14 protein-coding genes are annotated in these 16,628 nt (G+C 71.4%); 9 read left to right on the top strand and 5 right to left on the bottom strand.

What is annotated here, in order from left to right; all coding sequences use genetic code 11:
• Positions 1-131 precede the first annotated feature (131 nt).
• The 3 genes from araA to P3T37_RS34520 are packed head-to-tail and all read right to left on the bottom strand — an operon-like array spanning position 132 to position 4,034.
• Entirely contained in the window at positions 132-1,637 is a 1,506-nt protein-coding gene (gene araA, locus P3T37_RS34530; protein ID WP_280727908.1) for an L-arabinose isomerase, read from the bottom strand.
• 10 nt (positions 1,638-1,647) lie between these two features.
• Entirely contained in the window at positions 1,648-2,319 is a 672-nt protein-coding gene (locus P3T37_RS34525; protein WP_280727907.1) for an L-ribulose-5-phosphate 4-epimerase, read from the bottom strand.
• Positions 2,316-4,034 (bottom strand): ribulokinase, encoded by a 1,719-nt coding sequence (locus P3T37_RS34520; protein ID WP_280727906.1) that lies wholly within the window; start codon positions 4,032-4,034, stop codon positions 2,316-2,318. Before P3T37_RS34520 ends, P3T37_RS34525 begins: the two co-directional genes overlap by 4 nt.
• Positions 4,035-4,531: 497 nt before the next feature.
• On the opposite strand from P3T37_RS34520, the gene P3T37_RS34515 reads away from it, so the two are divergent.
• From P3T37_RS34515 to P3T37_RS34505, 3 genes are read left to right on the top strand one after another with little or no spacing between them, the layout of a single operon-like run.
• A complete protein-coding gene (locus P3T37_RS34515) occupies positions 4,532-5,686 on the top strand; it encodes a substrate-binding domain-containing protein (RefSeq protein ID WP_280727905.1) in 1,155 nt (384 codons plus the stop codon).
• Positions 5,683-7,206, top strand: a complete 1,524-nt coding sequence (locus P3T37_RS34510) for a sugar ABC transporter ATP-binding protein (RefSeq protein ID WP_280727904.1) — start codon at positions 5,683-5,685, stop codon at positions 7,204-7,206. The genes P3T37_RS34515 and P3T37_RS34510 overlap by 4 nt, the downstream gene beginning before the upstream one ends.
• Positions 7,203-8,216, top strand: a complete 1,014-nt coding sequence (locus P3T37_RS34505) for an ABC transporter permease (protein WP_280727903.1) — start codon at positions 7,203-7,205, stop codon at positions 8,214-8,216. The genes P3T37_RS34510 and P3T37_RS34505 overlap by 4 nt, the downstream gene beginning before the upstream one ends.
• 132 nt (positions 8,217-8,348) lie before the next feature.
• On the opposite strand, the gene P3T37_RS34500 is transcribed toward P3T37_RS34505, so the two are convergent.
• Positions 8,349-9,338: a LacI family DNA-binding transcriptional regulator gene (locus P3T37_RS34500; RefSeq protein ID WP_280727943.1), complete on the bottom strand. Its 990-nt coding sequence runs from the start codon at positions 9,336-9,338 to the stop codon at positions 8,349-8,351.
• A 383-nt stretch (positions 9,339-9,721) separates the two neighbouring features.
• Here P3T37_RS34500 and P3T37_RS34495 point away from each other — a divergent pair, with 383 nt between their 5' ends.
• The 3 genes from P3T37_RS34495 to P3T37_RS34485 all read left to right on the top strand — a co-directional run bounded on the left by P3T37_RS34495 (position 9,722) and on the right by P3T37_RS34485 (position 12,208).
• A complete protein-coding gene (locus tag P3T37_RS34495; RefSeq protein ID WP_280727902.1) occupies positions 9,722-10,321 on the top strand; it encodes a cation transporter in 600 nt (199 codons plus the stop codon).
• A gap of 190 nt (positions 10,322-10,511) precedes the next feature.
• Positions 10,512-11,426, top strand: a complete 915-nt coding sequence (locus tag P3T37_RS34490) for a hypothetical protein (protein WP_348533313.1) — start codon at positions 10,512-10,514, stop codon at positions 11,424-11,426.
• A 203-nt stretch (positions 11,427-11,629) separates the two neighbouring features.
• Complete coding sequence (locus tag P3T37_RS34485) at positions 11,630-12,208, top strand: DinB family protein (protein ID WP_280727901.1); 579 nt, start codon at positions 11,630-11,632, stop codon at positions 12,206-12,208.
• A gap of 206 nt (positions 12,209-12,414) precedes the next feature.
• On the opposite strand, the gene P3T37_RS34480 is transcribed toward P3T37_RS34485, so the two are convergent.
• Positions 12,415-13,941 carry a substrate-binding domain-containing protein gene (locus tag P3T37_RS34480; protein ID WP_280727900.1) on the bottom strand — a complete coding sequence of 509 codons (1,527 nt, stop codon included), beginning with the start codon at positions 13,939-13,941 and terminating at the stop codon, positions 12,415-12,417.
• Positions 13,942-14,497: 556 nt separating this feature from the next.
• On the opposite strand from P3T37_RS34480, the gene P3T37_RS34475 reads away from it, so the two are divergent.
• From P3T37_RS34475 to P3T37_RS34465, 3 genes are all read left to right on the top strand, one after another.
• A complete protein-coding gene (locus tag P3T37_RS34475; protein WP_280727899.1) occupies positions 14,498-14,830 on the top strand; it encodes a hypothetical protein in 333 nt (110 codons plus the stop codon).
• Positions 14,831-14,832: 2 nt separating this feature from the next.
• A complete protein-coding gene (locus P3T37_RS34470; RefSeq protein ID WP_348533312.1) occupies positions 14,833-15,237 on the top strand; it encodes a tail fiber domain-containing protein in 405 nt (134 codons plus the stop codon).
• Positions 15,238-15,436: 199 nt separating this feature from the next.
• Complete coding sequence (locus P3T37_RS34465; RefSeq protein ID WP_280727897.1) at positions 15,437-16,099, top strand: 2OG-Fe(II) oxygenase; 663 nt, start codon at positions 15,437-15,439, stop codon at positions 16,097-16,099.
• The last annotated feature ends 529 nt before the right edge of the window (positions 16,100-16,628 follow it).

Here is a 16,628-nt window from a genome sequence, read left to right as displayed (position 1 = left end):
CGCGTCTGACTGACTGTCAAGTAGGTGCGTAGGAACAGGGTTTCGCTTCAACCGCGTATTGACGCTTCGATCGGGCTGCGGCTTTCCTGGCCACGGGAGCCGATCCCGCCGACCAGGGCCCGTCGCCGGGCTCAGAATCCCTGGGCCAGGCGGTGGTATGCCTGGTTCCAGCGCAGTTCCCTGGTGAACCGCCGGACCGTGGTGTCGGCGTCGATCAGCAGGAGTTCGACCCTGAGCATCTCCGCGAGGTCGTCCAACTCCTCGGCACCGAGGGCGCTGGAGAGCACTGTGTGGTGGGGCGCACCCGCCGTCAGCCAGGCCTCGGTGGAGGTGCGCAGGTCCGGGCGGGGTCGCCAGACGGCGCGGGCGACGGGCAGGTTGGGCAGCGGGGCGGCCGGTTCGACCACGTCGACCTCGTTGGCGACCAGCCGGAACCGGTCGCCCAGGTCCGCCAGGCCGACCACCACGGCCGGGCCCGGCTCGGCATCGAAGACCAGGCGGACGGGGTCCTCGCGGCCGCCGATGGAAAGCGGGTGGATCTCGCAGGAGGGCGTGCCGGAGGCGATGCTCGGGCAGACCTCCAGCATGTGCGCACCGAGGATCAACTCCCGCCCGGGCTCCAGGTGGTAGGTGTAGTCCTCCATGAAGGAGGTACCGCCGGGCAGGCCGGTGGACATCACCTTGAGGGTGCGCAGCAGCAGCGAGGTCTTCCAGTCCCCCTCGCCGCCGAAGCCGTAGCCGTCGGCCATCAACCGCTGGACGGCGAGCCCGGGCAGCTGGCGCAGGCCGCCGAGGTCCTCGAAGTTGGTGGTGAAGGCCTTGAAGCCGCCGGCGTCGAGGAAGCCGCGCAGGCCGAGCTCGATCCGTGCCGCGTAGCGCAGCGAGTCGTGCCGCGCGCCGTCCGCGTCCAACTCGGGCGCGAGGCGGTAGGTCCCCTGGTACTCCTTGACCAGCGCGCCGACCTCGGCGTCGGAGGTCGAATCCACCGCCGCCACCAGGTCGTTGACGCCGTAGGTGTTGACCGAGACGCCGAACCGCCGCTGCGCCTCGACCTTGTCGCCCTCGGTGACCGCCACGTCGCGCATGTTGTCCCCGAAGCGGGCCAGCTTGAGGCTGCGCAGTTCGGCGCGGCCGACGGCGGCCCGCGCCCAGGAGGCGATCCTGGCGGTCACGACCGGGTCGCTGACGTGGCCGGCCACGGTCTTGCGGGCGACTCCGAGCCGGGACTGGACGTAGCCGAACTCCCGGTCGCCGTGGGCGGCCTGGTTCAGGTTCATGAAGTCCATGTCGATGGAGTGCCAAGGCAGTTCGACATTGGCCTGGGTGTGCAGGTGGAGCAGCGGCTTGTTCAGGGCGTCCAGGCCGGCGATCCACATCTTGGCCGGCGAGAAGGTGTGCATCCAGGTGATCAGGCCGGCGCAGCGGTCCTCGGCGTTGGCCTCCAGGCAGATCCGACGGATCGCGGCGGCATCCGTGAGCACCGGCATCCAGGTGACCTTCACGGGAAGGCCCGAGTCGTTCAGTGCGGCGGCGATCTGCCGCGACTGGTCGGCGACCTGGCGCAGCGTCTGCGGCCCGTAGAGCCCCTGGCTCCCGGTCAGGAACCAGACTTCACGTTCCTCGGTGGACTTCGTCACGAGTGACTCCTCACTGGGCCGCGGGACGCTGGCCGTAGACGGTTCGGTAGCGGTGGTTGAGGCTGTCGATGTCCGCCTGGGCGATGGGCAGCGGCTCGCCGAGCTGGCGGGAGATGTGCACGGTGCGCGCCACGTCCTCGCACATCACGGCCGCCTTGACCGCGGCCTTGGCGTCCTTGCCGATGGTGAAGACACCGTGGCTGCGCATCAGGACGGCCGGCGAGCGGTGGCCGCTGAGGGTGTCCACGATCCCCCGGCCGATCGAGTCGTCACCGATCAGCGCGAACGGGCCGACCGGGATCTCGGCGCCGAACTCGTCGGCCATCGCGGTGAGCACGCAGGGCACCGCCTCGCCGCGGGCGGCCCAGGCGCAGGCGTAGGTGGAGTGCGTGTGCACCACTCCCCCGACCTCGGGCAGGTGGCGGTAGACGTAGGCGTGCGCGGCGGTGTCGGAGGAGGGCGAGTAGTCGCCCTCGACGACGTTGCCGTCCAGGTCGCAGAGGATCATGTTCTCGGGCGACAGTTGCTCGTAGGAGACGCCGCTTGGCTTGATCACCAGCAGGTCCTCGCCCGGGACGCGGGCGGAGACGTTGCCGGCCGTCCAGACCACCAGGCCGTAGCGCACCAACTCCTGGTGCAGGTCGCTGACCTGGCGGCGGATCGTCTCGATGGTCGTGGTCACGGTGCCTCGCTCGGGTCGGTCTGAGTGGTGCCGGCTGCGGCGGCCGCCAGCGCGGCGTTGCGGATGCGGCGCAGCCGGTGCAGCGTGCCGTCGGTGGCGAACCGGTCGTGCAGGGCGCGGTACTCGGCATAGAGCCGGTCGTACGCGTCGGCCCGGGACGGATCCGGCCGGTACGCCGCGGGGCGCACCCGGCCCATCGCCACCGAGGCGGTCCGCACGTCGGGGTGGGCACCGGCGGCGACGGCGGCGTGGATGGCGGAGCCGAGGGCCGGCCCCTGCTCGGACACGGCCAGCGACACCGGCCGGCGCAGCACGTCGGCGTGGATCTGCATCAGCAGGGCGTTCTTCCCGAGCCCACCGGTGACGATGTACTCGGTGACCGGCACCCCACCGCGCTCCAGCGCCTCCACGATGACCCGGGTGCCGAACGCGGTGGCCTCCAGCAGGGCGCGGTAGACCTCCTCCGGACGGGTGGCCAGGGTGAGGCCGACGATCACGCCGGAGAGGTCGTGGTCGACCAGGGTGCTGCGGTTGCCGTTCAGCCAGTCCAGGGCCACCAGGCCGTGCCCGCCCACGGGCTGGCCCGCGGCCCTGCGGGTGAGCAGCTGGTGCGCGTCCTCGCCGTTGGTCTCGGCCTCCGCGAGGTACTCGGCGGGCAGGCCCTGGCGCAGCCACCAGGCGAAGATGTCGCCGACGGCGCTCTGGCCGGCCTCGTAGCCGTAGCTACCGGTGACGATGCCGTCCTCGACCACGCCGCAGATGCCGGGCACCTCGGCCAGCACGGCGCCGTTGACCACGTGGCAGGTGGAGGTGCCCATGATGGCGAGCAGCTGCCCGTTCTCCACGGCCCGCGCGGCGGGCGCGGCGACATGGGCGTCCACGTTGCCGGCGGCGACCGCGATGCCCTCCGGCAGGCCGGTCCAGCCGGCCGCCTCGGCGGTCAGCGAGCCGACCCGGGAGCCGAGCAGGGCCAGCGGGTGCTCCAGCCGGGTGCGGGCGAAGTCGGCGAACTGCGGGTGCAGCGCGGCCAGGTAGTCCTCGCTCGGGTATCCGCCGTCCTGGTGCAGGCCCTTGTAGCCGGCGGTGCAGGCGTTGCGGCTCTCGGTACCGGTGAGCTGCCAGACGATCCAGTCCGCGGCCTCGATCCAGCGCTCGCAGACCGCGTAGACCTCGGGGTCCTCCTCCAGCAGCTGCAGCGCCTTGGCGTACTGCCACTCGGCGGAGACCTTGCCGCCGTAGCGCGCGATCCACTTCTCGCCGCGGGCGTGGGCCAGGGCGTTGATGCGGTCGGCCTGCTGCTGGGCGGCGTGGTGCTTCCACAACTTGGGCCAGGCGTGCGGGCGGTCGGCCCACTGCGGCATCTCGGCGAGCGCGGTGCCGTCGGCACGGGCGGGCAGCACCGTGCAGGCGGTGAAGTCGGTGGCGATGCCGATGACTTGGGCGGGATCGACGCCTGCGGCGGCCACCGCGGCGGGGACGGCGGTGCGCAGCACCTCGCGCCAGTCCGCCGGGTGCTGGAGTGCCCAGTCCGGGGGCAGCGCCGCGCCGGTGCCGGGCAGCCGCTGCTCGATGACGGCGTGCGGGTACACGTGGACGGCGGTCCCGAGCTCCTCGCCGTCCCGGACGCGGACCACCACGGCTCGACCGGAGAGCGTGCCGAAGTCGACGCCGAGGACGTAGCTGTCCGGGTCCGGGCTGGCAGGTGGCACGGTCACGTCTGTGGTCCTTCGCTTCGAGGATGTCCGGTGTATTGGCCGGTCGCCGACGTCATCGCCGCAGCAGCGCGGGAGTCGGCGACCGGCCGTGTGTTCCGCGCTCCTTGGGAAAAGGGGCGGAACGGCACCGTCGGCGGGCGGCACGAAGCGGGATTCCCCGCCCGCCGGCGGACTGGGTGGGTGCATCACGCGACTGGCCCGCAGCCGGTTGACAGGCCGATTGTTAACGCTAACAATCGGCCTGTCAAGGACGCCACCAGGCGCCGACGGGCACATCTGTCCGCCCCCGCGGGTGCACCGTCGAGCGGCCGCGGAGGGCTTGCACACGACCCCGCCGGAACCGTTGACGCCCGATGCTGTGAGCGCTAACAATACTCGCCACCCGTCGAAACACCCCCGCAACGTCAACTCCCGCACCACACCGACGGCGAGCCGACGCCGGCCATCCCGCGATCCGCCGTTCCCACCCGGTACGACCCACCCGAGAGGACAGCACCGTGCGCTCCGCAATCCCGCCCCGCCGAAGCCCGCTAGTGCCGCTCACCGTCCTGTTGTCAGCCACCTGCCTGGTGCTGTCCGCAGCCGCCTGCAGCAAGCAGGGCGCCGGCGCCGCGAGTCCCGCGGCCTCCGGCACCGCCGCCGCCGCCGCCGCGAGCATCCAGGGCGACATCACCTTCAACGACGCCAACCTGGCCAAGCTGGACCAGTCGATCAAGGACGCCCTCGCCGGCAAGGACCTCTCGCAGCTCAACGAGGCCATGGTGGTCAACGTCGCGGTGGACTACTGGAACGCGGGCAAGGTCGGCTTCACCAAGGGCACGGGCGAACTGTCCGTCAAGGGCACCTTCCAGGCCCCCGCCAACGGTCGCCTCGACCAGCAGCTCTCCATGCTCTCCGCGCTGCACTCGCAGAACCTCACCGGCCTGGAGGTCTCGGCGATCGACGCCACCGCGGTCAGGGCTCCGATCGACTCCTACACCAGCGCCGGCACCCCGGTCCTGGCCATCGACTCCCCGCTGCCGCCCGAGGACGGCGCGGCGCTCTACCTCGGCACCCCGAACTACCAGGCCGGGCAGAAGGCCGGCGAGGCGATGAAGGCCGCCCTCGGCGGCAAGGGCCAGGTGGTGGTCCTGGTCGGTTCGCTCACCGCCTCCAACGCCGTCCAGCGCATCCAGGGCTTCGAGGACGCGCTCAAGGGCTCGGACGTCAAGGTGATCCAGAAGATCAGCGACGGCATGGACCAGTCCAAGGCGCTCTCCAACGCCGAGAACGCCTTCCAGACCAACCCCGACGTCAACGGCATCTACGGCGTCTTCTCCTACGACGGCCCGGCCGCCGGACAGGCCGTCCAGTCCTCCGGCAAGACCGGCAAGATCAAGATCGTCTCCGACGACAGCGACCCGCAGACCCTCGACTTCATCAAGAAGGGCGTCATCCAGGCCAGCATCCTCCAGCAGCCCTACCAGCAGGGCTACACCGGCGCCTATCTGCTCGCAGCCCTCAAGGTGCTCGGCGAGGACGCCACCATGAACCTCGTCAAGCCCTACCTGGAGTCCGACGGCACCACCCTCAGCTCCGGGGTCGGCGTGGTCACCCAGGCCAACCTGACCGACTACCAGTCCCTGCTGACCAAGCTCGGCATCACCGGATGACCAGCGGATCCGGGACCGCCATCGCCCTGCGCGGCGTCAGCAAGAGCTACGGGCCGGTCACCGTGCTGGACCTGCCCGAGCTCGATCTGACGCGAGGTCAGATCGTCGGCGTGGTCGGGGAGAACGGCGCGGGCAAGTCCACCCTGATGGGCGTGCTCTCCGGCACCGTCACGCCCAGCACCGGAGAGGTGCTGGTCGACGGCCGCCCCCTGCACGGCGGCCGCCCCGACCACGCCAGGGCCCTCGGAGTCGCCCTGGTCGCCCAGGAGTTCCCGCTGGTCGGGCAGTTGTCGGTGGCCGAGAACCTGCTGCTCGGCCGCCGCCCCGCCAGTGCCGACCAACGGCCACTGGGCCGCTGGCTCTTCGACCGCGGCGGCACCCGCCGAGCGGCCCGCGAACTGCTCGACGAGGTCGGCGTCCAGGCCGATGTCGACCAGCCGGTCGAGCAACTGCCGGTCCCGGTCCGCCAGATGATCGAGATCGCCAAGGCCTGGGGACAGCGCCCCCTGGTGCTGATCCTGGACGAGCCGACCTCCTCGCTGGGCCCGGTCGAGGCACGACAGGTCCTCGACCTCGCGAAGCGCCATGCGGCGGCCGGCGGCTGCGTGCTGTTCATCGGCCACCGCCTGGACGAGGTAAGGGAGTTGGCCGACCGGGTGATCGTCCTGCGGAGCGGGCGGCTGGTCGCCGACCTCACCCCGGCCGAGGCCACCGAGGAACGGCTGATCCGCGAGATGGTCGGCAGCGAACTGACCCGGATCGACGTCACCCCGCCGCCGGCCGACCGGGCCACCGTGCTGTCGGCCCGCGGGCTGACGGCCGACGGGCTCGGTCCCGTCGACCTCGACCTGCGGGCCGGCGAGATCGTCGGCGTGGCCGGGCTGATGGGCTCCGGCCGCAGCCGACTGCTGCACACCCTCATGGGCGCCCAACCGCGCACCGGCGGCACCGTCACACTCGGCGGCACGGACTTCCACCCCCGGCACCCCGCCGACGCGGTGGAGGCCGGCATCGGCCTGGTACCGGAGGACCGCAAGCAGCAGTCGCTGGTCCTCACCCACTCGGTGCGCTGGAACGCGACCCTGGCCACCCTGCGCGGGATCAGCCGCCGCGGCGTGCTCACCCCGCGCGCCGACAAGGCGCACGCCGGCCGGATCGTGAAGGACCTCAAGGTCCGCCTGCACAGCCCGGAGCAGCCGATCGGCAACCTGTCCGGAGGCAACCAGCAGAAGGTCGTCTTCGGCCGCTGGCTGGCCGCGCGCCCCCGGGTGCTGCTGCTCGACGAGCCCACCCGTGGAGTGGACGTCGGCGCCAAGGCGGACATCTACCGCCTGATCGACGACGCCGCCAAGGAGGGGCTCGCGGTCCTCGCCGCCTCCTCCGAGCTGGAGGAACTGCTGTGGATCTGCCACCGGATCGTGGTGATGGCGCACGGCCGGATCGTCGCGGACATCCCGCGCGACCGGTTCAGCAAGGAACTCATCATGACCGCCGCGGCGGGGACGGAGGTTTCGACATGAGCACCGATACGGTACCGGCCGGCCAGCGGGAGCAGGCCGCGAGCACCGCGGACGGGTCCGCGCTGAGCCGGCTCGCGCGCAGCCCCGAGGTCGGCGTGGTGCTCGCCTGCGTCCTGCTCTTCACCGGCCTGGCGATCGCCAAGCCGGCCTTCGCCGGAGCGGTCAACCTGCAGAACATGGGCACGGACCTGGCCCAGTACGGAGTCATCGCGATCGGCGAGTCACTGGTCATCCTGACCGGCGGCATCGACCTGTCGGTGGGCGCGCTGCTCGGCCTGTCCGTGGTGCTCGCCGCCTGGTTCAACGTCAAGGCCGGGATGCCGGCCGGGCCGGCCATCCTGTGCACCCTGGCCCTCACCGGCCTGGTCGGCTGGATCCACGGACTGGCCGTGACCAAGCTCGCCATGCCGCCGTTCGTCACCACCCTGGTCACCTACACCGTCGCCCAGGGCGCCGCGCTGGCCATCACCTCCGGCATCCCCGTGGTCGGGATCTCCGGCCTCTTCAGCGACCTCAGTCAGACCTTCGTGGCCCAAGTCCCGTTGCCTGCCGTGCTGTTCGCCGTGACAGCGGTCGCGGCCTGGTTCTTCCTGGAGCGCACGTACGCGGGCCGCCAGGTGTACGCGGTGGGCGGCAACAAGGAGGCCGCCCGGCTGGCCGGCATCCGCGGCGACCGGCGGATCATCGCCATGTACGTCACCAGCTCACTGCTGGCCGGGTTCGGCGGCGTGCTGGTGGCCGGCCGGATGGGTGTCGGCTCCCCGACCGTCGGCGTGGGCTGGGAGCTGTCGGCCATCGCGGCGGCGGTGATCGGCGGCGTCTCGCTGGTCGGCGGGCAGGGGCGCATCCTCGGCATCGTCGCGGGCGCCGTGCTGCTGGAGCTGATCAACGACGGCATGATCGCCCTCGCGGTCAACGCCGACTACACCAACATCGTGCTGGGCGTCGTGCTCGGGCTGGCGATCCTCGCCGACCGGCTCCGCGCCCGGCGGTTGTCCCGCCGCGGATAGTGGGGTCGCTGTCCGTCGGCGTGGCACCGCGCGGTGGGGTCGCCGCGCGGTCGGGCCGCCGTGCGAGGCGTTCACACCGCGCGCACGGCGGCCTTCGCCATGCCGGCCCCGCACGGGCCCGACCCGCCGCGGTCAGCCGCGAGCGGCCGGTCCGGCGCTTCGGCGCAGCACCATCTCGGGCGAGATCCGGGCCCGGGTCGGGGTCTCCCGCCCGCCCGCCAGTTCGGCGACGAGCAGTTCGAGCGCCCGCCGGCCCAGCTCTCCGAAGTCCTGCCGCACGGTGGTCAGCGGCGGGGTGAAGTACGCCGCCTCCGGGATGTCGTCGAACCCGACCACGCTGATGTCGCGGGGGATCGAGCGGCCGGCCTCGTGGAAGGCGCGGAGCAGGCCGAGCGCCATGTGGTCGTTGGCACAGAACACCGCGCTGACGCCGTCCGCCTCCGCTATCCGCAGTCCGGCCTCGTACCCGGACCGCGCACTCCAGTCACCGCTCTCGACCGGCGGCACCTCGGCCCCGGCGGCCTCCAGGGTGCGGCGCCAGCCGTCCTGGCGGTCCTCGCTCTCCATCCAGCCCGCCGGCCCGGCCAGGTGGTGCACCGTGCGGTGCCCGAGGTCCAGCAGGTGCCGGGTGGCCGCCTCCGCGCCCGCCCGGTTGTCCACCGAGACCGTCGGCACCCTCACCTGGGTGCCCGCCCCCACCGCGACCACCGGCACCGAGCTGGACAGCTTGGCCACCGCACTGATCGCGGAGGTCTGCGGCGCGATCACCACGACGCCCTCGACGCCCTGGTCGCGCAGCCGGTCGACGGCCTCCTGGACCGAGCGGCTGTCCAGCGAGCGCAGGCTGGCGACACTGACGAAGTACCCGGCGCTGCGGGCGGCGCGCTCGATCCCGTCGAGCATCGAGGCGGGCCCGTACAGCGTGCTGTCGAAGGTGACGACGCCGAGCGTCTGGGAGCGCCGGGTGACCAGGGCGCGGGCGGCGGAGTTGGGCCGGTAGTCGAGCTCGCGGATCGCCGCGAGCACCCGGTCCCTGGTGTCGGGGCGCACGTGCGGTGCGCCGTTGAGGACCCGGGAGACCGTCTGGTGGGACACCCCGGCCAGCTTCGCGACGTCCGCCATCACCGGCTGGCGCTGCTCCGTGCCGTCGGCTGCTGCTCCCACTCCCAGCTCCCCTCCTCGACAGCGGGACACGACTGCTCCCGCGCCTGGCAAGCGTATCGGCCCGAGCACGTGTCAGCGTTACCCTCCGTCGACGCCGGAACCCGGCACCCGAACCGTGATGCGCTGCGCGGCTTCCTGCACGGCAGGACGGGGACACTGCCGTCGGGGCACCAATGACAGGCGGGGGATGCCATGAGCGCGAGCGGGGAGCAACGGCCCGGCACGGGAGAGGGGTTGGCCCCTCCGGGCCCACCCCGGGCGCGGCCGCCGCGGAGGTGGGTGCAGGGTGGCGTCAGCGTGATTGTTTCGGCACCGCTGCCCGGGTCTGGGAGGATCACGCGGTGAATAGCACTGATGACACCGCCCGACAGACCCTGCTCCACCGCGGCTTCGCGCTGGAGTACACCACGCTCGGCTGGAACGTGATCGGCATCGTGGTGCTCGCCGTCGCCGCGATCTCGGCGAGGTCGGTGGCACTGGCCGGCTTCGGCCTGGACTCCCTGATCGAGATCGGCGCCTCGACCGTGGTCATCTGGGAGCTGTCCGGCACCGGCGAGGCGCGCCAGAAGCGTGCGCTCAAGCTGATCGGCGGCGGCTTCGCGCTACTGGCCCTCTACCTGCTGGCGCAGTCCACCTGGGTGCTGGCCACCGGCTTCCGCCCGCACCACTCGCCGCTGGGCATCGCCTGGACCGCCGTCACCGCCGCGGTGATGTTCGCCCTCGCCGCGGGCAAGGCCCGCACCGGCGCGGCCCTGGACAACCCGGTGCTGAAGACCGAGGGACGGGTGACCCTGATCGACGGCCTGCTGGCCGCCGCCGTCCTGATCGGCCTGGTACTCAACTCACTCGCCGGCCTCTGGTGGGCCGACCCGCTCGCCGGGTACGTCCTCGTCTACTACGCGGTGCGCGAGGTCAGGGAGATCTTCCTCGGCGACCACTGACGACGCATGGACCGGGGCGGCCTGCGGACCTTGCCGGCGCTTTGAATCGCCAGAACCGAAGCTGTTGGCGATCTTCACTTGGCCCGCTGCGCCGCGTGGCTGGTTTCTACCCCGCCTTCTTCCCGTACCGCCCTGGGGTCACCGACTCTGAGACCGGATGGCGGACCTGAGCTGTGTGAGGAGAGTCGGCATGAGCGGTATGCGGAACAAGGGGCATGGGAACAACGCTGCCAGCGGCTCGCAGGCGTCGGCGATCCCCATCCCAGAGGGTATGGCAGCGTTCGACGACATCTACGATCAGCCAGATCCTCGGGCCTATTTCCGGGCATTGGGCCCGCTGGAATATCAGGCTCCCCAGCACGGACAGGGCATCTTCCGGCGGGCGGTCGCGGCCCGCAGGCGGACAGTCCGCGCGGCGGAACCGGTGACCGTGCTGGACATCTGCTGCTCGTACGGCATCAACGCCGCCCTCCTCAACCACGACGTGACGCTGGACGACCTCTACGCCCACTACACGTCACCGCAGGCCACCGCGCTGACCACGGCCGAACTGATCGAATGGGACCGCAGCTACTACGCGGCTCGTCGGCGCCGTGACCCGGCCCGGGTAATCGGACTCGACATGGCCACCAACGCGATCTCCTACGCACGCGAGGTCGGCCTGCTGGACGAAGGCTTCGCCGAGAATCTCGAAACCGCGCCTCCCTCACCGTCGCTGCTCCGCGCCGCGCGGCACGCCCGTCTGATCACGATCACCGGAGGGGCGAGCTTTCTGTCCCCCCGCACCTTCCAACCGATCCTGACCTGCGCCCACGACCCGGTGTGGGTCGCAGCCTTCGTGCTGCGCACCACCTCGTACGCGTCCATCGCCGCATGCCTGGCTTCATACGGCCTGGTTACCGAGAAGGCCACCACGCACACGTTCCGGCAACGACGCTTCACAGACGCGGACGAACAGCGGTACGCCGTCAAAGCGGTGACCGCGGCCGGCGATGACCCGTACGGGAAGGAGACCGACGGCTACTTCCACACGACGCTGCACTTGTCGCGCCCCTCTGAAGACGTGACGGCATGGCAGCTGACCGACCTGATGCCGAGCCTGTGAGCCGAGCCCTGCCCACACACTCCCCGGACTCCGGCGAAGATCGCCGACAGCATCCAGAACTCGTGCCAGAGCCACTTCACGTGAACGAAGCCAGTTCGGCCGGACGCCCGTCAGCGAAGCCGGTGCGCCCCTGGCAGGATCTTCCCGCCGGCTGGCGGCCCGGCCACTGGTCAGCGCTGCGGCGGGCCGGGCAGGCTTGGGCCATGACGACACCCGAGAGCGCCACCGCCGAGATCGTTCCCGACACCAAGGACTGGACCTGGGTCCTGGAGCGGGCCTGCCCCGCCTGCGGCTTCGACACGCCGGGCGTGAGCGCCACCGAGGTGGCCGCACTGGTGCGCGCCAAGGCCGATGCCTGGGCCGCTCTGCTAGCCGGCGACGACGCCGCGCTGCGCCGCCGGCCCGACCCGGTGGTCTGGTCCCCCCTGGAGTACGCCTGCCACGTGCGCGACGTCTTCCGGATCTGCAAGCAGCGTCTGGAGCTGATGCTGAGCCAGGACGACCCCTCCTTCGCCAACTGGGACCAGGACGCCACCGCGGTGGCCGAGCGCTACGGCGAGCAGGACCCCACTGCGGTCCGCGCCGACCTGCTCGCGGCCGCCCAGCTGCTGGCCGCCGGCTTCGACCAGGTGACGGGCGACCAGTGGCAGCGCACCGGCGCGCGCAGCGACGGCGCCCGATTCACGGTGGCGTCCTTCGCCCGCTACCTGATCCACGACCCGGTGCACCACCTCCACGACGTCACCGCCGTCACCGCCGCCACCGCCGTCCCGGCCGGCTGATCCCGGCGTCCGGGGAACGGTCGACCCCCGAGCCCCTCCGGAGGCCGGTTTCGGGAGCGGCTGGGTGCGCAGCCGGGGGGCGGTGACGACGTCGGCCGGGCCGGCGGCCGCGGGCCAGGCCCCCGTCGGGAAGCGCCGGCGCCCACGCCGTCCGCCCACGCCGTCCGCCCGGGCAGGGGCGAGCGGCGCGGGCGGTCCCGGGAGGGTCACTCGCTCCAGGGGTTGGCCTGCTGGTCGTTGATGGCGACCCAGAACCGGGTGCTGGTGGCGATGGTGCCGTTGGCCCAGAACGACCAGCCTCCCTGACTGCCCGGATTCGAGCCGACGTAACCGTCGTGGAACTCGGCCTCCCGGTAGCCGGGACCGAACTGCCCGGCGCAGAGCGCGTCCGCGTCCGCCCGGCTGTGCAGCGCGGAGCCCGCCACTGGTGCGCTCAGCGCGACCGTGCCCCTGGACCAGCCGTCGTAGAAGTCGGGGGTGAGGTCGGCCGGCGCCCCCGCACCCGTGATGGTGAGGCAGAGCAGCGGCAGCACAGCGGTGGCCGGAGTGTCGCCGTTGTAGGCGTTGGTCGTGGCGTCGTACCCGACGTGGACCTCACCGTCGGGCTGCTGCGCGCGCACCGTCCAGGTCATCCCGGCATGGACGGCGGGCTGCGTGGGGACCGGGTGGACGGCGGTGCCGCAGACACCGTCGGGCAGGCTCTGGAAGCCGTAGCCGGCCAGGTCCGCCTGGGCCACCGGGTCGGTGCAGACCCAGCCGTCGGAGCCGAAGATGTCCTGGAGCTCGCCTGCGTGGTCGTCGGTGCCCGTCCAGTCCGCACCGCGGATCACGTTGTACAGCTCCCGGCCGTACCCGCTCGAGGTGAAGGCCGGGGCGAGGGTGTGGTCGGCGGCGAGCGGGCCGACGCCGTCGATGGCGCGCAGGGTCAGGTTGCCGGGCGCGTCGGTCGCGGTGGTGTGACCACCGTAGACCTGGCCGATGTAGTGCCCGGCCGAGTACGGCACCAGGGCGTCGGGGTCGGCCAGCAGCGGGTCGATGCCGGTGTCCCAGGACTGGAGCTCGGGCTGCAGGCAGGCACCGGGGGTCACCGGACCGAGGCTGCCGCCGAGCGACCGCAGGAAGGACTCCCCGGTGTCGGAGTTGCCGTTCGGCAGGAAGGGCCTGATGGTGGCGTTCGGACCGTGGTAGCCGGGGACGTCGGTGATCTGGTTCCAGTTGGTGATCGAGCAGGTGTAGATGGCCGTCAGGTCCCGTGAGGTCAGGTTGGCCGGCGCGTCACCGCCCGCAGGGGCCGCCCAGGTGACGGCGTCCTCGGCGTAGCCCACGAAGGCGTCGGTGGTGTCGTCGCCCTCCTCGGGGCCGCGGCTGGAGCGGGCGAAGTCGAAGGTCGAGCTGTCGACGAGCCCGAGGTCGTGGATCGCTATGTCGGAGTTGTACGGGCGGGTCAGCCGGGGAGCACCGTCCTTGAGGCTGATGTGGAACGTCGGGGTGGCGTCCCAGCTGTAGAGCCGCGGGGTGTCGGTGTCACCGGTGGCGGTCAGCGCGGCGTTGTAGTCGGTGGAGAACTGGTTCAGCAGGCCCTGGGATGCCTGGTCGCCCGCACCCACGATGTCCTGGGCGGCCGGCATCACGGCCGGGTCGGCGGCGGCCGGGCCGGCGGCAGCGGTGGTCAGCGAAGCGGCGATCGCCAGAGTCGCGGCGGTCGCGAGCAGTCCGGTCACGGTACGGGGCAACGGCTTTTCCTCATCCTAGGTCCAAGTGGCTTGCCATGGAAGCTGGTTGGCCCGGCAGGAGGAGCGGTGCCGGGTGGTGTCCCGCCGATCATCTCCACCACCCGCCGGGCCGTAAAGGGCGCGTTGATGATCGCCACCCTTTGGGTAGCCGGCGCACCGCAGCCACCGGCCGTTGTGTGCGTCGATCGCGTTCGTCACCGTCCTGCTGACGGTTCATCAGATGGTGCGAACTCGCGGTTGTCGGCTGGTTGGACCAGATGGGGCATGGATACGGTCGGGTGCTGCACCCGTCCCGGCCATCACGCGCGGGCACGGATCTCGCTCGGGCAATTCCATGGGAGTGGACATGAGTTCTGTAGGTCGTAAGACCGTCGCGGTGATGGCCGCGGCTTTGGCGTCGCTGGGCGCGGGGAGCGGTATCACCGCGTCGGCGACCGCCCCATCGGCCGAGTCCTGTAGTAGCGGGGCGCGGTGCCCCAGTCTGGAGCCGACCAGGCTCACGGCCAGCCAGGCCACCTTGAATGTCACCCAGATGCAACTGGAGAACATCAATGCGATGGCGTCCGACGCCGTGACAGGGGAGCCCATCCGCGGTGCGAAGATCGTGTTCGCCACCATGGCCGGCCGGACGCTGGGGATGGCCTACACGGACGACACCGGCATCGCCGCGATCGCCGCTCCGGAGGACCTGGGCCCCGGAACGCTCCAGGAGTTGCTGGGCGGCTACGAAGCCGCGATGGTCGGCGACGGCATCCACGCCCCGGCCGGGGCCCACGGAGCGATCACCGTCGGCACCGACCAGGGTCCCGGCCTCCCGGGCAACCCGTGTGCCGTCTGCAGTGACCGCGGACTCAAGCAGGACGTGCTCCCGGTCGACTGGAGCCGGTGAGGATGCGGATCTTCCGCCGGCGGCCCCGGACGGCTGACCACAGTGCCACGGCCCGTCCTTCGCCCGGCGCCCGGGAGAGCGGCGCCGTGGCCCCGGTCGGTGCGGTCAACGGATACGCGGTCCTGGGGACCGTGGCCGCACTGCCCATCAGTACCTGGCGCTACCTCTGGGAACCCGAAAGCGTGCGCCACCTCGGACCGATGGCCCAGGACTGGCACGCCGCCTTCGGCTTCAACGAGGACGACACCACCATCCCCGTCGTCGACGGCCTCGGCGTCGCCCTGGTGTGCATCCAGGCACTGCACCGCCACGTGGAAGAACTCACGGCCGAAGTGGATCGACTTCGAGAAACCGCGAGCGGGAACACCGCCCGAGGCCGCGTGACGACGCCAGAGGTCCTGCTGTAGCGCCCGGCACTCGGAGGGCCGGATGGCCGGTGCCACTGGCGCGTACCGGGCCGAGCACGGCTCACGGTTCGTCCACCCTCCGAGAAGGCTGGGGCGCTCGGCCCCAGCGGAACACTCATCGCGATCCAGAAGGCAGAACACCATGACAGGACAGAACGCGTTGGCACGACACGGCACCCTCACGGAACCATCCGAGGCGATGGATCAGCGGTCGCCGGTCTGTACGGACGCGATCTGGCGGCTCCCGGTGACGGTCTGCCGCATCACCCAGTTCCTGGGCGCGCAGACGGCCGCCGCCCTACTTGAACGCGCCATCGCCTCGGCCGGCGACGCGTTGAAGCCCTCCATGATTCAGGACCAGCAGGTGGTCCCCGACATTCGCCGGTCCCGGTCGTGCCCGGACTTCGCCGCGCCTGAGTTGATGGCAGCCATCGACGAGGTCGTGGAGGCGGTCGAGCACACTCTGGGAGTCTCCTGCCAGTACACCGAACCCAGCTACAGCCTCAACGTCCACAACGACGGCGACTTCTACCGGCCGCACCAGGACACCAGCACCGACTTCGCCCCCCGGCGCCTGCTCACCTTCGTGTACTACCTGCATCGCACACCCCGGCCTTTCGAGGGCGGAGAGCTGCGCATGTTCGACGCCGCCCTACCACTGCACACCGGGACAACCGGACGGTGGGAGGAGAAAACCTGGCGGGACTGGGAGCCCGAGCACGACAGCATCGTGTTCTTCCGCCCCACAGCCTGGCACGAGGTCCGGCCGGTCAGCTGCCCGAGCAGGCGGCACGCGGACAGCCGCTTCGCCATCAACGGTTGGCTGTGCAGCCCTGACCCCACAGGAACGACGCGAGCCTGAAAAACACCTCGTCCCCGGCGGACGACCGACAACAATGCACCCCCCGACCACCCCCGCAGAGAGGGCCGCAGGACGATACCGAGCCCCGCCCGGAGAAACACCAGAACCGCAAGGGAATCCACGTCAGCACCTCGGCGCGGGTGCACGGCCGGTACCTGCGGCGCCTGTCCGACGCGGCGGTCAGCGGCGCCCGGGTTGTCATCGAGCTGTTGGTACACCGGTCCCGCTCACCCTTTGAGCTATCAAGAGGCCCTGTTCTCATGCACGACAGCCGTCGTAGTCACCCGATCGAGACTCCCGTTCGACCTGCAGCCCTCAAGATCGGACGACAACAACCACTCGCGCACAGGGCTCAGGACGAGACCGGCTCCGGGGTCTCGGCCTCCGCCTCCGGGGACGCCCGGTTGGCCTTGACGGAGTCCAGCAGCAGCTGGGCGACGTCGACGACCTTCAGGTGCTCCTTCGCGGCGCCCTCGTTCTTCTTGCCGTTGACGGAGTCGGAGAGCATCACCAGGCAGAACGGGCAGGC

The organism is Kitasatospora sp. MAA4, assembly GCF_029893355.1.
Lineage (GTDB): Bacteria > Actinomycetota > Actinomycetes > Streptomycetales > Streptomycetaceae > Kitasatospora.
This window is presented reverse-complemented; position numbering and strand designations above follow the sequence as displayed.

Bases quoted from the DNA above. Each gene is read 5' to 3' on its own strand.
- P3T37_RS34475 (WP_280727899.1), top strand. From the start codon at position 14,498: ATGGCGTCCGACGCCGTGACAGGGGAGCCCATCCGCGGTGCGAAGATC.
- P3T37_RS34490 (WP_348533313.1), top strand. From the start codon at position 10,512: ATGAGCGGTATGCGGAACAAGGGGCATGGGAACAACGCTGCCAGCGGC.
- P3T37_RS34465 (WP_280727897.1), top strand. From the start codon at position 15,437: ATGGATCAGCGGTCGCCGGTCTGTACGGACGCGATCTGGCGGCTCCCG.
- P3T37_RS34485 (WP_280727901.1), top strand. From the start codon at position 11,630: ATGACGACACCCGAGAGCGCCACCGCCGAGATCGTTCCCGACACCAAG.
- P3T37_RS34510 (WP_280727904.1), top strand. From the start codon at position 5,683: ATGACCAGCGGATCCGGGACCGCCATCGCCCTGCGCGGCGTCAGCAAG.
- P3T37_RS34470 (WP_348533312.1), top strand. From the start codon at position 14,833: ATGCGGATCTTCCGCCGGCGGCCCCGGACGGCTGACCACAGTGCCACG.
- P3T37_RS34505 (WP_280727903.1), top strand. From the start codon at position 7,203: ATGAGCACCGATACGGTACCGGCCGGCCAGCGGGAGCAGGCCGCGAGC.
- P3T37_RS34500 (WP_280727943.1), bottom strand. From the start codon at position 9,338: ATGGCGGACGTCGCGAAGCTGGCCGGGGTGTCCCACCAGACGGTCTCC.